Source organism: Aliiglaciecola sp. LCG003 (genome assembly GCF_030316135.1).
Classification (GTDB): domain Bacteria; phylum Pseudomonadota; class Gammaproteobacteria; order Enterobacterales; family Alteromonadaceae; genus Aliiglaciecola.
The window spans coordinates 1,485,505-1,501,152 of sequence record NZ_CP128185.1 but is presented as its reverse complement, the minus strand read 5'-3'; the positions used below and the strand labels follow the sequence as shown (position 1 = coordinate 1,501,152).

The window sequence follows — 15,648 nt, the reverse complement described above, 5'->3', positions numbered from 1 at the left end:
TCGACCTCCTATACACGTTCAATAATAGTGGCAATACCCATGCCCCCGCCCACGCACAGCGTAGCCAGACCATAGCGCAAATCACGCACTTCAAGTTCATCCAACAAGGTCCCAAGTATCATCGCTCCGGTGGCGCCAAGTGGGTGCCCCATCGCAATAGCTCCGCCATTTACATTGATTTTATCCGGATCAATTTGCAACTCTGTTTGGAAACGCATCACTACGGAGGCAAAGGCTTCATTTACCTCAAACAAATCAATATCGGCGACACTCAAACCAGCCAAACCCAGCGCTTTGCGGGCAGCAGGAGCAGGGCCAGTTAACATAATTGTAGGGTCTGTACCAACCACCGCGGTAGATACAATTCGCGCACGTGGATTCAAACCGTAGCGATTGCCCATCTGTTCACTGCCAATCAATACCGCCGCTGCACCGTCTACAATGCCCGAAGAGTTACCCGGCGTGTGCACATGATTGATGTGCTCCACCCAAGGGTACTTTTGCTTAGCAACCGCATCAAAACCTAACTGACCCGCCTGCAAGAATGACGGTTTCAACTTGGCCAGTGTGGCCAAGGTGCTATCGGCACGGATGGTTTCATCGTGATCAAGAATGAGCAGATTGTTGCGGTCTTTAACCGGCACAATAGACCGAGCAAAGGCTTTACGCTGCCAAGCTTTTGCCGCTTTGTGATGGGAGTTCATGGCAAACTGATCAATCTGATCACGGCTAAAGCCATCTAAGGTGGCAATCAAATCGGCCCCTATACCTTGCGGCATAAACCCAGTATTGATGTTGGTTTCAGGATCCATCGCCCACGCCCCACCGTCGCTACCCATAGGCACTCTAGACATGGACTCGACGCCTCCAGCGACTACCAGATGCTCCCAGCCGGAGCGGATCTTCATAGCCGCCATGTTGACTGCTTCAAGCCCAGATGCGCAAAATCGATTCAGCGTTACCCCTGCTACATCATCTTCCCAACCTGCCACCAAGGCTGCAGTTTTAGCGATATCGGCGCCTTGATCGCCAATTGGTGTAACACAGCCCATAACAATATCATCCACCGCATGGGTCTCAAATCCGTTGCGCTGCTGCAAAGCGTTAAGTAGCTGACTTAATAAGGTGACGGGCTTGACTTCGTACAAAGATCCGGATGCTTTGCCTCTGCCCCGCGGCGTGCGCACAGCATCAAAGATAAGCGCTTCGGTTGTCATATATTTCCTCTCTAATCTAAGGTCAAGAACATGCAAAGAGCCTCGACCAAGCAATGTTAGTCATACACTAAGCAATCAGCGCTCAAAAAAACATGATGATTATGATCGCAAAACCTGACATTTTTAATCATCTCTTTTAGGTGGGATAAGTTTAGGAAAGGTTTTGTTACGATTTACTGGTGGGAAACCCGATAGGATTTAGGCGTCAGTCCAGTCCATTTTTTGAATGTGCGATAAAACACAGCGTCTTCTGAGAAGCCCAATTGAGAGGATATTTGACTGATGGGCAAATCGGTATTTAATAGTAAATGAATGGTACGGGCCTTGCGCACTTTGTCCTTGATTTGCTGAAATTGATGACCTTCCTGCCGCAGCCTGCGGGCCAGAGTAGGCGCAGAGCAATCAAAGGTATTTGCCACTGACTCCAGACTTGTAGTTTCGAAATCCTCCAACTCGCTAAGTTGAGCCTTAACTTTGGCTGACCAACTTGTTTGCGGTTCATAGCGGCTCAAAATGTTCTCTGGTGCGTTGGCCAGAAATTGACCGAGACTGTGAGTATCTTGCTTGATAACCTGATTTAAATAGGATTCGGGAAAGATAATGGCATTTTGTTTTCGTTGAAAAAACACCGGGCAGTTAAACACAGACTGGGTATGCTGTGGCCATCCTTGCCCATCAAAGGCAAAATAGCAGCGGTTCAACAACAACGGGGCGTCCATCAACCAGGCTAGATAACGCCAGAAAATGGTAAACAACATGGCAATAAAATAGTCATTGTTGACCTCTGGTTTTGCCTTATGCTGGATCACGAAACCGGCTTCTTCACCATGTTCCTGCAATTCAAAATGAAACTCATCACTTAGCAGGCGGAAATATTCTGCGATACGCAAAATCGCACGACGCACATTGCCACAACCAATAGTTGCATGGCACATCATGCGAAAGGTACCAACACGCAAAGGCTTATGGGTGAAACACATAGCTTCATCATCAAGCTGGTTGTAACAAACTCGCATTAGACGAGCAAAGGCGGTCGCATCCAGCTGCGCCTCTTGATCGTCTAACAATGGCTCATCTATGCCGACGCTGTGCAAAAAGGTGCGACGCAGAACCGGATCAGCAATAGCGCTGAGCTGGGCGTTAACGATGATATTAGCTATTCGATGAGTCATCCGAATAGTGTAACGCTATTGCTTTTAGATTGCCTCAACGAAGATTACTTTTAAAACTCGCCACCGCCTTAACGTTATTCTACTGGATAGTCTTTGGCTTTCCACGCCCCCATCGAGCCCATAAAAACTTTTACGTTATTAAAGCCATTAGCTTGTAAGAATGCACCGGCGATAGTCGCACGCATACCACTAGCGCACATGGTGATGTAGCTTTTGTCTTTTGCTAGATGACATATTTGCTTGTCTAAGTGGCCTAAAAACACATGCTCACTACCCGCAATGTGGCCTTGTTCATATTCCGTTACTTTCCTAACATCTAATAAATTCCATTTTTGCTCAATTAAGCTTTTAACATGTTCGGCATCTACCACATCTAAACTTTCAAACTGCATGCCACCAGTTGCTACCGCAGCCAAGCTGTCGGAGAAATAGTAATGACAGTTTGCATAGCCGATGCGCGCCAAGTGCAGCGCCGCGCAACTGGCCATCTTCTGTTCATCTGCAATGAGAATAAAGCGCGCATCGTTATCAAACATCCATCCCGCGAACGAGGTGATCATACTGACGGGCAAGCTATAACTACCCGGCAAATGGGCACCAAGGTAGGATTCAATACTACGCACATCGATAACCTTATAGCCCTGCTGCTGCAACTCAATCAGTTGGTCAGCGGGAATGGGCGAAATAACCTGAGGAGTAGAATACGCTGATGCGCCTTTCAGGTTGAGTCGCTCCATTTCGGAAAAATAGGGTGGTATGTAATGATGCTCAGCGACTTTTTTATCTATAAATTCTGTACGATCGGAAATTTTGAGCATCGGATTGTTTTTAATTTCATGCTGCACCGTTGAAAATTCTCGATCCGCCATACCATCACCACACACCGAGCCGGCGCCATGAGCCGGATAGATAATAGCTTCAGGTGCGCGATGTTTGATTTTTTGCAAGCTATCATAAAGTAACCCTGCAACATGCTCCCTTTCTTGTGGGTAAAAGTCAGTACGGCCGACATCTCCCACAAACAACGTATCGCCAGTAAGAATACCCACCGGCCCCTCACAATAATCTTGGTCAAATATCAGTATACAAATACTATCTTTAGTGTGCCCTGGCGTTTCTAGTACTTCCAACGTCAAACTACCCACTTTGACTTGATGCCCTTGTGTAACGGTTTTAGCGTATTGAACGTCACCATCAGCATTGGGCCCATGTAATACCTCGGCTCCAGTTAAGCGTGAGAGTATTGGCGCACCGCTGATAAGATCTTCATTGCGATGGGTTTCAAAAATATGGGTGATACGGCATTCGTTTTGATCAGCTACATCAACGTAGATATCAATGTCACGCCGAGGGTCAATCACAACGGCCTCCCCTGCTGAGCCTAGAATATAAGAAAGATGTGCTAATCCGGGGGTTTTAATCGTTTCAATAAACATCAATAATTTCCTCGTAGTCCTCTTAAAATAAATCTCTTAGCGCTATTAAAGCAAGAAAAATGCCTACTACTAAACACAGCAATTTTATTCTAAGCAAGGGTCTAAGAAGTGGATAAACAGTGACTCGGGAGGGAATATGTCGCTGACGACTTTCGTATAGAAAAAGTAAACAATAGGGAAAAAGCTCATAAATACGATCAGCCTATGTAAATATTTCCCAGCAAATATGTAGCCGTTACAGCTTATAGATGGAAACCTGTTTACACAGCCAAAGGTGAATTTAAATTGTAGAGAGTAGTTGAATTACAAAGCAGTAAATCGAGCCTAACAGAGCGGGGAAGAAGAATTAATTGGTCGGTGTGAGAGGATTTGAACCTCCGACCCCTGACACCCCATGACAGTGCGCTACCAAGCTGCGCTACACACCGACCGAAGCTGGGCAGTTTACTTATTTTTTGCCGCTTTGCAATGGCAAATGTGTTTTCTGAGCTTAAATGCTGATTCTTTGTGCAGTTCTTTGCTTGGGCTGCTTTGCCCTTGGTGGAGGTCTGGTCAATTCACAGCATTTTTATTGGTTGAATATTGACAGCTAAACCATTGCAATTGGCTTCAGTGTGGATTGGGAAGCCATCCATTCGTATAAGGTACTTCCCTAACCGCTATTTGGATTCTTTCTCATCAGCGCTGATGCGGCTGGCAATGGCGCCGTCTTGCCCTCGATATTTGGCATCTGCTCTTGAGTTGTATGGCTTTTCGGCGAAATCCGATAAGACTTCGAAGCTTATCGCACCTATTTTCATTTTAGGTTTAAGTGCCAGCGGTAACTTACCACTGTTATAAAACTCTAAGACTATATTGCCAGACCAGCCAGGATCGATGCGGTGTGCGGTCACATGGACCATCAATCCTAAGCGCGCCAAAGATGAACGTCCGTCTAACCAGCCGACGATGTTGGCTGGCAAGGTCACTGATTCATAGGTCATTGCTAGTGCAAGCTCACCCGGATGCAGAAAAAACGATTTATCGTCGGCCACCAAAATTTCATCACTCATCACCGAGTTCATCGCTTCTTGGACTTGTGCTTTAGGTCCACTTAAATCAATAAAAGGTGCAGCATGGTCTTCAAATACACGAAATTTGTTACCTAATCTGATATCTACCGTTACACCACTGATTTCTGAATAATCCGGCTGTGGTGTAATTACAATTTTGCCGTCTTTTATATATTGATAGATGTCTTTGTCACATAACCGCATGGTTGTTGCTCTTTTTTGGTTAGTTCAAGTGGTGGCTTTTACCGACGAGTCGGTATTGTGTGTTCAAGCGCCGCCATTATGATCGTCGCGATGGCGTTGTTCAATGTTTTTCAACAACCTGAATACTATTGTCTTTGCCAATGTCTTTATTAAAGGCCAGTTTACGTGACAAATTCTTCGCCGCCAGCAGATATGCTTGACTGATTTCGCTATCTGGTTCGGCGACAATCAGCGGCTCGCCGCCATCTGCATGTTGGCGAATTTGGATGTCCAATGGTAATTGGCCGAGCAGCTCTACCGCATATTGGCTAGCCAGCTTTTGCCCACCACCACTGGCAAACACAAAATCTTTGTGACCACACTGACGACATTGGTAGTAACTCATATTTTCAATTACACCCAGCACAGGAATGTTGACTTTGTTAAACATGGCAATACCTTTTATGGCATCAGCCAACGCAATATCTTGCGGGGTGGTCACCACTACCGCTGCCGTAACAGGCACCTGTTGGGCTAAGGTCAATTGAATGTCACCGGTGCCCGGCGGCATATCTATTATCAAGTAATCTAAATCCGGCCATAAGGTTTCGTTCACTAATTGCTGCAAAGCTTTGCTTGCCATCGGCCCTCGCCAAATCGACGCGCTGTCAGGCGCAACCAGATACCCAATCGAATTGGCCACTACCCCATGACATTCAATTGGTTGCATGTGACGATTATCTTCGCTTTGCGGATGGGCATCAGGATTGCCCAACATAATGGGCACCGACGGGCCATAAATATCGGCATCCAAAATACCGACTTTTGCACCTTGCGCCTGCAGCGCAAAGGCCAAGTTAACACTGGTAGCCGACTTCCCTACACCACCTTTACCCGAAGCTACCGCAATAATATTTTTGACCCGAGGCAGACGCTTAACTTTGGTTTGTTTGGCCTCAATGGCGATGGAAAAATGGATATTGGAAGCTGACATACCCAGCTCAACCAAGGTATCAATGAGCAAGGACTGGTCTTGTTGACAGGCAAACGGCAGCGCGAAGCTCAAGTGTTCGCCAGAAATCTGACTGCATTGTGCCAGTTGCGCTTCGGAAATACCCAAAATGGTAGCGGCTGCCGTATAAATTTGCCCTCGATCGGCTGCGTTTGACAATTTAATCGACAAAGCTGACTCCTTTTCATCTAATTTATGTTGTTTAGCTAATGCAATAAGGCCGCATTTTCGTTACCATTTGCGTCCTTTTTTTAACTTATCAAGACACACATACACACATGCCAAATAAGCAACGCAAAATTCTCGTTACCAGCGCCCTGCCCTATGCAAATGGATCTATTCATTTAGGACACTTGTTGGAACACATTCAAACTGACATTTGGACTCGTTTTCAACGAATGCGCGGCCACCAATGCTACAGTGTTTGCGCTGATGATGCACATGGCACACCGGTTATGTTAAAAGCCCAAGAGTTAGGGATCACGCCAGAAGAAATGGTGGCGCAGACCCGTGCTGAGCATAATCAAGATTTGCTGGATTTTCATATAGAATATGACAATTATTATGTCACTCATTCCGATGAAAATAAGCAATTGTGTGAAGAAATATATAATCGTCTAGATAAAGCCGGTTACATCAGTAAACGCACTATTAGTCAGTTGTTTGATCCAGAAAAACAAATGTTTCTACCTGATCGCTTTATCAAAGGTACCTGTCCTTCGTGCGGTGCGGAAAACCAAAATGGCGACAGTTGTGACGTGTGTAGCTCAACGTATAGCCCAACAGAAGTGATCAATCCGCGCTCTGTTGTATCCGGTGCTACGCCCATCTTGAAAGATTCTGAGCATTACTTTTTCGATCTGCCAAAATTTGAGGGTATGCTCAAAGAGTGGTTAGTCAGTGGGGCCTTGCAAGAAGAGATTTCTAACAAACTAAAAGAATGGTTTGAAGAAGGCTTGCAACAATGGGATATCAGTCGCGATGCGCCTTACTTTGGCTTTGAAATTCCCGGTGCGCCCAACAAGTTTTTCTACGTTTGGGTAGATGCGCCGGTAGGCTACATGGCCAGTTTCTTAAACTATTGTAATCAGCATGATATCGATTTTGATAGCTTTTGGAATGTTGATTCAGATGCCGAGCTTTATCACTTTATCGGCAAAGACATTACCTATTTCCATTGTTTATTCTGGCCTGCCATGCTTGAAGGCGCCGGCTACCGTAAACCCACTGGAGTAAATGTGCACGGCTTCGTAACGGTAAATGGTGCCAAGATGTCTAAGTCGACCGGTACTTTTATCAAAGGCCGTACCTACCTTAACCATTTGAACCCAGAGTACTTACGTTATTACTATGCGTCTAAGCTCAGTGATGGTGTGACCGATATTGATTTAAATCTGGAAGATTTTGCGCAAAAAGTGAATTCAGACTTAGTCGGGAAAGTGGTCAATATTGCCAGTCGTTGTGCCGGCTTTATCACTAAACGCTTCGATGGTTCCTTATCCGAAAACATCATTAAGCCTGAACTGTTCAGCCAATTTCAACTCGCCTCAGCGGATATCGCAGAAGCATTTGAAAAGCGCCAATATAACCGTGCTATCCGTGAAATCATGGGCTTGGCCGATAAAGCCAATCAATATATCGATGCTCAGGCACCTTGGGTGACCATAAAAGAAGAGGGTAAAGAACAGCTAACCCATGACGTATGCTCTTTGGGTATTAATATGTTCCGTATTCTTATGGTCTACCTCAAGCCGGTGTTGCCAAAGCTAGCAGAACAGGCCGAAGCATTTTTAAATGATAGTTTGGACTGGGAAAGCGCGGCCACTAGCTTAACTAACCACAAAATTAATAAATTTAAAGCACTGCTTCAGCGTGTTGACATGGACAAAGTAAACGCCGTGATTGATGATTCCAAAGAAAACCTAGAGCCGATTAAAAAAGTTGATCTAAACAGCCCACTTGCCAAAGATCCTATTGGTGAAACCATTAGTTTTGATGACTTTGCTAAAGTCGATTTACGCATCGCTAAAATCGCTAAAGCTGAGCATGTGGAAGGCGCAGACAAATTATTGCGCTTACAACTGGATTTAGGCGGTGAATCACGTCAGGTATTTGCTGGGATCAAGTCTGCTTATAAGCCTGAAGATTTGGAAGGCAAATTGACCGTGATGGTTGCCAATTTAGCACCACGTAAGATGCGCTTTGGTTTATCTGAAGGCATGGTGCTTGCAGCGGGTCCAGGTGGTGAAGACTTATGGATATTAGAGCCACATGAAGGTGCCCAACCGGGTATGAAAGTGAAATAACCGCTGCCAACAACCCCGTATTATCCCTGCGTGAGGGATTTATCAGCAGGATAAAAAAAGGCGTTCAAATGAACGCCTTTGTGTTTTTAGTACCGAGCAAAAAAATTGATCTGGTTATTGCTAATTCACGCTTAAACTGAGGTCACTAAACTATCAATTTTGTGCATTAAGTCTGAGCTGGCTTTTTCCATATTATTCAATGCTTCCAACACGCGACTGTCAATATGCTCTCCTGCACTACTGAGGGCCAAACGTGCGGCTTCAAACACTTTATGATTAGCTTGTTCAACACTGCGAACTCCAGAAGAGTTTCCTTCGGCCCCTAAAGTATTTATCCAACGGTTAAGCTCTGAACTTGACTCGTCACCAATGGCACTAGTCGAACGGTCACCATTGCCAATAATACCGCTGTAAACAGCACGTTTAACATCCATATGATCAATTTGAGCGTTGGCCAGAGATGTGCGTGCGGCTGAGTCACTAATGGTATTACTCATTGAAGTCGACAAAGTTAAAACTTGGCTAACCTTGTCTTTTACTTCACTGGTTTTTAATACCAGTTCTTTAGATTGAGATGACACTTCATTAATATTGGATTCAATATTTCGTGTTCCTTCTTCTATTTTCTCAACCAGATTATTGATTTCTTGGGTTGATTCCGATGAACGCAACGCCAAATTACGCACTTCCTCTGCCACAACAGCGAATCCCCGTCCACTCTCACCAGCACGAGCCGCTTCGATTGCAGCGTTCAATGCTAGCAAATTGGTCTGTTCCGCAATTGAATTGATGACGCCTACAAAACTGCTAATGCTGCTGGCTAAACCCGATAGTTCACCTGCATGAGTCACACCTTTGGCTGCCATTGCATCAATTTGGGTTAAGCCTGTTACCGCTTCATCGAGTATTTCTGAAGAGCCAGTGAATAACGCTTGGGCATTTTTCGCTTTGGTACTTTCAGCCGCCAAAGTAGATGCGGTTATTTGCAGCGAGTTTTTGACTGAACTCAAAGACTTTTGTCCATCCAACATAACCTCAGCCACTATTTGTGCTTCCGAGCTATCTGTTGTTTGTTGAGCCGCAGCTTCATGGGCCACCGATAGTTGCCCATGCAAGTCTTCAATTTGACGCTGCAGTGCTTGATTCTCACTTGTTAAGTCACGGATTTTTTTTTGATCTTCTTCGTTTACTTTCTTAAAAAACATATTGGACCCCAGTTCCCAAATTCGATGTGGTAGATAAGATTTACAATCATTTATCAAATACCTAGCAGTTAGTTATCGACCATTTTTAGTTTTACAGCAAATTTTTTTATACATTTTGTAACTGCCGATGCTCTGCAGTTATCTAAAGACTAATCAGATTAGCGGCCAAATAGGCAAAGTTGCTGCTAGCCTAGTAATTTTCCGCAGTAGGTTGCTGATATCGATTTTAATTGCCAGTACTATTTTTAATACTCCCTCGCATACTAGCACCGACTGCTGAAAATTTGGTGGCGGGCTTCCATTTTGGCTTTATGAGCGACAAAGGTATGACACGTTTGCGCGCTACTATTACATAAATGCTGGAAAAAATAGGTAAATAGCGACGACATAATTTTTCAATAGCGGCAAAGACACGATGTTTTTTACTGAACATCAAGCTGGTAAAAGCGAGTTGTTGCTGTTCGATGACTTCAAAGCCAAGTAGGTGAAGCCAATCCTTAATACGTACACTGCTAAAAAAGCGAGCTTCGCGCAGAGTTTTATTACCCTTGAGCGGTAAAAAGCGAAATACACCAGCTAAACTAAAGGGATTGAACCCGACAATGACCACATGTCCATTTGGGATCAATGTCCTATCCACTTCCCGTAATATTTGATGGGGGTCTCTAGAAAAATCCAGTTCGTGGGCGAGTAAAAAAGCATCGATGCTGTTTTCACTGAAGGGTAATTCATGGGCATCAGCAATCACTTGGCTGTTTGCGGTGTCAGCCTGGGTTTTCACGCATTCTTGATTAATCACATTAACAATGTGTTTAATGGTGCAATCAGCAAGCACAATATGGCCGCTCAGGCAGCCAACTTTAACTAAATGATATCCGAAAAATCGCCCGGTACTTTGCACTAAGCTCTGTTCCAAATGAGATTGCAGATGCAATCCCATGGGTAATTCGTCCCAATTTATTGGATAAATGGGCTTTTTGCTTCGTAATGCTGGTTTCATTTAGTTCAAATAATTGCGCGACATCAAACAAGTTCTTATAGTACAAGAATCATAAGCCGACACAAGCTACAACCTCAATGAATGACAAACAAGTATCCCCCATACCTGCTTTTACCGATAATTATATTTGGTGTTTGCATGACACCCACAATTGTTGGGTAGTAGACCCTGGCGACGCTGAGCCAGTTATTGCATTTTGCAACGCCAACGGACTAATTCTTAAAGGGATCTTGATTACCCATCATCATTGGGATCATACTGGTGGAATCGAGCAACTTACTCAGGTATATCCTGACATTGGGGTTTTGGGTCCAGATTATGGTAATATCAGTGGCCTAACTCAACGTGTTAAGCAGGGTGATGAGGTCGAATTGGCGGGGTTGGACATGACTTTTCAGGTTATTGAGGTACCAGGGCACACCCTTGACCATGTTGCTTATTACGGGAATGGCCTAGTGTTTTGTGGCGACACTATGTTTTCTGCCGGTTGTGGAAGGTTATTTGAAGGAACACCACAACAAATGCTCCACTCGCTGAAAAAAATAATGCAACTCCCTGAACAAACGGTGGTCTATTGTACCCACGAGTACACTATGGCCAATTTAAAATTTGCATTACAGGTTGAGCCTAACAACCAACAATTGGTCGAGTATGCTCAATGGGCAAAAAAATGTCGCAGCCAAGGGAAGCCAACGTTACCGACAACCATTAAACAACAAATCGCTATCAATCCATTTTTACGTGCGCAACAGGATGAAATAAAACACAATGCAGAACACTATGTTGGCAGGTCGTTGCCCAACGAAGATGAAGTATTTGCCGCAGTCAGGCACTGGAAAGACAATTTTTAGTCTTATGCTCTGCATCACCCATAAGCCACAAGGCGCAACCATGTTTAAACTAGGACTCGTCGGATTGGTTATGTTGCTCTCGGGCTGTCAGGCAACCGATTTACACTCACAACAAAAAATTGAATCACAAAAACAGCAAGAACAACAAATTGCCGAACAAATTAACCTAAGCTGTGAGCAACAGCATAAGTTGGCCGAGGAATTATTCGACTGTACGTCTGCCTCGCAAGGGACAATACCCGTTACGCATCCGGCTGAAATAGTCGAGTTAGATGCCGAGCCTGACAACTACGTTGAATTGCTAGCACCCGTTGATCCACAAAGTAGTGAGAACCTGTGGGTCCGCATCCAGCAACAACTGAATTTTGACATCCCCGACAATAATCGCGTTAAAGCGCAAAAAAACTGGTATTTGCAACACCCAAACTACATGGGTCGGGTAGCGACCAGAGCGAAACCATTCTTACATTACATTGTAGAAGAAATCGAAAAGAATCAGATGCCGTTAGAATTAGTGCTATTGCCTATTGTTGAAAGTGCCTTTGACCCTTTTGCCTATTCTCACGGCCGTGCAGCGGGTATGTGGCAGTTTATTCCTGGCACAGGGAAGCGCTTCGGTATGAAACAAACCTGGTGGTATGACGGTCGTCGCGATGTAGTAGCATCCACTCAAGGCGCCATTGCCTATCTAAACTACTTACACAAGATGTTCGATGGTGATTGGTTGCACGCATTAGCAGCCTATAATAGCGGTGAAGGACGGGTTAAACGTTCGATTAAACGCAATAAAAAAGCCGGCAAACCAACAGATTTTTGGTCTCTGGACCTTCCTAAGGAAACTCGCGCTTATGTACCAAAACTACTGGCCCTGAGCAGTATCCTGCAAGAAGCTGACATGCAAGCATTCGATTGGCCAGCTATTCCTAATAGTCCGCGAGTCAAGGTTGTCGAAATAGGCAGCCAGATCGATCTCGCGCTAGCCGCCGATTTATCCGGCATCACCTTGAAAGAACTGCATGCCCTAAACGCTGGCTTCAATCGCTGGGCAACTGATCCTAAGGGACCCCATCGCTTATTATTACCGATTGAAAAAGCAGATAGTTTTACCCTGGCGCTAAATGACTTGGACGATAAAAAACGGCTTAATTGGGTAAGACATAAAGTTCAACCCGGCGACAGTTTACTCAAATTAGCTAAGCAATATTACACCACAGTTGACGTCATACAAGCGGTCAACGATATGAACGACAATATGATAAGAGTGGGCGAGCATATATTAGTGCCTGTGGCGCTAAAATCATTAGAATCCTATTCAATGTCACAAGATCAGCGCCTTGTCGCAACCCAAGCCAAACAACATGCTAGCCATCAACTCTCCCATACCGTAAAGTCCGGAGACACATTTTGGGATTTGAGCCGCAAATATAAGGTTAACTTGCGCAGCCTAGCTAAATGGAATGGCATGGCCCCTACTGATCCTTTGCGACCAGGTAAAGAATTGGTGATCTGGGTCAATCAAGTAGCTGAACAACAAAGCCAAGATGCGGTAATGCGCAGCTTAACTTACACGGTTAAACGCGGAGACTCGTTAGCCCGCATTGCAAATAGATTTAAAGTTAAATTGAATGATCTCAAGCGTTGGAATCAGGACAAATTGTCCAAATACCTTCAACCAGGTCAAAAACTGAAAGTATTTGTCGACGTCACTCGCACGTAAAAGGACTATTATGCTCGGTTTTAATCGCTCCAATTTACTCAAAAGCCACGAAGGACCGTGGCTAATACTTGATTTGAGCATGCTTGGATTGCTGATGATTAATCTTGCATGGATTATATTTGATTCACTTTATGCGACAGATTTTTTCCGCCAAAGTCTCAATTATATAGCCCCGGGAATAGTAGATTCCTACGCGCCTGTGCATGCTAATTTTTTATTAATCGATTTAGTTTTTGTCGCGGTGTTTTTAACTGAGTTCTGTTTTCGCTGGATTGCCGCGGTATATCGCAAGACTTACTTTAGGTGGTATTTTTTCCCTTTTATTCACTGGTATGATTTAGTCGGCTGTATTCCTTTGGGTGCGGCTAGGATATTTCGATTTTTGCGGATTTTCTCCATACTGCACCGCTTGCATAAGTATCAAATAATCGATTTAAGAAGCACCGCATTATTCCGTTTTATGGGCTTTTATTATGATGTATTAGTCGAAGAGTTGTCAGATCGGATCGTGGTTAAAGTATTAACTGATGCACAAAAAGATATCGCGGCCGGCTCCCCTTTGGTTGAAGATATCAGTCGCAATGTTATTGCCACTCGATTACCCATACTATCTCAGTGGACAGCCTCTGTGCTCACTCATATTGGTGAGTCTATCGAGCATAATGAGCATGGAAAGTCTGTTCGTCAGCATGTGAACGATAGTGTGGGTAAAGCGGTGCGCGGTAACCCGCAAATATCCACCTTGAAATTAGTCCCTGTATTGGGCTCCACCATAGAGCGTACGCTCGAGCAAGCTGTCACTGACATTGTCACTCAGTCGATTGTAAACTTGTTAAAAGATATAACCGCAGACAAAATAGATGATTTTGTTGAGCATGGCATTGGTCGTTTTTCTGCCGAAGATCATCAGCTGGATATAGAGGTACTTGCAGTGGTTAATGAATGTATTGAATTGATAAAAGTGCACGTTTCCCATCAGCGTTGGAAAAGCGCTTAGTTTATTTAAACAATAGACAAATAACACCACCGAAAAAATAAAGGGATGACTGAGCATCCCTTTATTAATGATTATTCGACTTAAACTAACCTTTTCGCCAGACAGTACCCTTAGGGCCATCTTCTAAAACAACACCCAACGCGTTCAGTCCATCACGGGCGGCATCAGCCGCAGCCCAGTCTTTACTCGCTCGAGCATCATTGCGGGCTTTGATCAGTGCCTCAATTTTTGCCACTTCATCCTCATCCCCTGCTCCACCTTGAAGATATTGATTAGGAGATAATTGTAAAATACCCAAGATGCCACCTAATTTAACCAGCAATCCAGACAAATCCGCTGCAGTTTGACCACTTGCTTTGTTTATTTCTTTGGCTAAATCAAACAGGACGGCAAAGGCTTCCGGTGTATTAAAATCATCATCCATCGCAGCTTCAAACCGTGCTAAATAATCCCCTTGGTTTAAATCCACATTAAGATTAGGCGACACATCCCTTAGTGCAGTGTAGAGCCGTTCCAAAGCCGCCTTGGCTTGTTTAATGTTATCTTCTGAGTAGCTTAGCTGACTGCGATAATGAGCCGACATCAGAAAATATCGCAACGTTTCGGGATCATAATCCTTTAACACATCTCTTAGGGTGAAGAAATTGCCTAACGACTTAGACATTTTTTCTTGATCTACTTGCACCATGCCGGTGTGTACCCAATAGTTCACGTATGGGGTATCGAATGCACAGCATGACTGCGCCACTTCATTTTCATGATGAGGGAAAATCAAGTCAGAACCACCACCATGTATATCAAAGTGGGTGCCTAAATGCTTGTGGTTCATCGCCGAACATTCTATATGCCAGCCCGGACGACCGTCACCCCAAGGAGATTGCCAGTAAGGCTCATTAGGCTTAGCTGATTTCCACAATACGAAATCCAGTGGATCATCTTTGTCACTGGATACTTCAACACGTTCACCAGAGTTAAGCTGATCCAAATCCTGCTTACTTAACCTGCCGTATGCTTCATAAGTACTAACGTCAAACAAAACATCTCCGCTTGGCGCTTGATAAGCATTGCCTTTGGCAATCAGCCGTTCAATCACATCAATGATTTCTGGCATATGAGTAGTCACCCGCGGTTCGATATCAGGCTCCAACAGGTTAATTGCCGCGAAGTCTTCGTGCATCATGGCAATGGTACGTTGAGTCAATTGCTCGGCCGTTTCACCATTTTGATTGGCCCGCTGGATTATTTTGTCGTCAACATCAGTAATGTTACGCACATAATTAACCTCCAAGCCTTTATGGCGCAAATAGCGCACCATTAAATCGAAACTCAGATAAGTACGCGCGTGTCCCATGTGACATACATCATATACAGTTATGCCACATACATATAACCCCACTTTTCCAGCAACCAAAGGCTTGAATGGCTCTTTTTTACGAGTCAGGGTATTGTATATTTGTTGCATATGTCACATTTCCATTAGTAGAGTTGAGAGCGGCGATT

General features: G+C 44.5%; 12 protein-coding genes and 1 tRNA gene. 4 read left to right on the top strand and 9 right to left on the bottom strand.

The features are described from left to right. Positions 1-8 precede the first annotated feature (8 nt). From QR722_RS06340 to apbC, 6 genes are all read right to left on the bottom strand, one after another. A complete protein-coding gene (locus tag QR722_RS06340; protein WP_286286325.1) occupies positions 9-1,217 on the bottom strand; it encodes an acetyl-CoA C-acetyltransferase in 1,209 nt (402 codons plus the stop codon). A 173-nt stretch (positions 1,218-1,390) separates the two neighbouring features. Continuing rightward, complete coding sequence (locus QR722_RS06335; RefSeq protein ID WP_286286323.1) at positions 1,391-2,389, bottom strand: AraC family transcriptional regulator; 999 nt, start codon at positions 2,387-2,389, stop codon at positions 1,391-1,393. A 74-nt stretch (positions 2,390-2,463) separates the two neighbouring features. Continuing rightward, complete coding sequence (locus QR722_RS06330) at positions 2,464-3,825, bottom strand: MBL fold metallo-hydrolase (RefSeq protein WP_286286321.1); 1,362 nt, start codon at positions 3,823-3,825, stop codon at positions 2,464-2,466. A gap of 351 nt (positions 3,826-4,176) precedes the next feature. Beyond that, positions 4,177-4,253 (bottom strand) — tRNA-Pro (locus tag QR722_RS06325). Between the two features lie 231 nt (positions 4,254-4,484). Next, positions 4,485-5,081: a dCTP deaminase gene (gene dcd / locus QR722_RS06320; RefSeq protein ID WP_286286319.1), complete on the bottom strand. Its 597-nt coding sequence runs from the start codon at positions 5,079-5,081 to the stop codon at positions 4,485-4,487. 100 nt (positions 5,082-5,181) lie between these two features. Next, positions 5,182-6,243 carry an iron-sulfur cluster carrier protein ApbC gene (gene apbC / locus QR722_RS06315; RefSeq protein ID WP_286286317.1) on the bottom strand — a complete coding sequence of 354 codons (1,062 nt, stop codon included), beginning with the start codon at positions 6,241-6,243 and terminating at the stop codon, positions 5,182-5,184. A gap of 107 nt (positions 6,244-6,350) precedes the next feature. On the opposite strand from apbC, the gene metG reads away from it, so the two are divergent. Next, positions 6,351-8,378 (top strand): methionine--tRNA ligase, encoded by a 2,028-nt coding sequence (gene metG / locus QR722_RS06310; RefSeq protein ID WP_286286315.1) that lies wholly within the window; start codon positions 6,351-6,353, stop codon positions 8,376-8,378. Positions 8,379-8,509: 131 nt separating this feature from the next. Here metG and QR722_RS06305 read toward each other — a convergent pair whose 3' ends face one another. Both QR722_RS06305 and QR722_RS06300 read right to left on the bottom strand, forming a co-directional pair. Then, positions 8,510-9,583: a methyl-accepting chemotaxis protein gene (locus tag QR722_RS06305; RefSeq protein ID WP_286286314.1), complete on the bottom strand. Its 1,074-nt coding sequence runs from the start codon at positions 9,581-9,583 to the stop codon at positions 8,510-8,512. Between the two features lie 226 nt (positions 9,584-9,809). Further along, positions 9,810-10,583 carry a class I SAM-dependent methyltransferase gene (locus QR722_RS06300; protein WP_286286311.1) on the bottom strand — a complete coding sequence of 258 codons (774 nt, stop codon included), beginning with the start codon at positions 10,581-10,583 and terminating at the stop codon, positions 9,810-9,812. A gap of 77 nt (positions 10,584-10,660) precedes the next feature. On the opposite strand from QR722_RS06300, the gene gloB reads away from it, so the two are divergent. From gloB to QR722_RS06285, 3 genes are read left to right on the top strand one after another with little or no spacing between them, the layout of a single operon-like run. Next, positions 10,661-11,434: a hydroxyacylglutathione hydrolase gene (gene gloB, locus QR722_RS06295; protein WP_286286309.1), complete on the top strand. Its 774-nt coding sequence runs from the start codon at positions 10,661-10,663 to the stop codon at positions 11,432-11,434. Positions 11,435-11,474: 40 nt separating this feature from the next. Continuing rightward, complete coding sequence (locus QR722_RS06290; protein WP_286286307.1) at positions 11,475-13,151, top strand: LysM peptidoglycan-binding domain-containing protein; 1,677 nt, start codon at positions 11,475-11,477, stop codon at positions 13,149-13,151. A 10-nt stretch (positions 13,152-13,161) separates the two neighbouring features. Next, positions 13,162-14,148, top strand: coding sequence for an ion transporter (locus tag QR722_RS06285; RefSeq protein WP_286286304.1), 987 nt, complete (start codon positions 13,162-13,164; stop codon positions 14,146-14,148). Positions 14,149-14,233: 85 nt separating this feature from the next. Here the strand turns inward: QR722_RS06285 and cysS are convergent, their stop codons facing one another. Then, positions 14,234-15,610, bottom strand: coding sequence for a cysteine--tRNA ligase (gene cysS, locus QR722_RS06280; protein WP_286286302.1), 1,377 nt, complete (start codon positions 15,608-15,610; stop codon positions 14,234-14,236). Positions 15,611-15,648 lie beyond the last annotated feature (38 nt).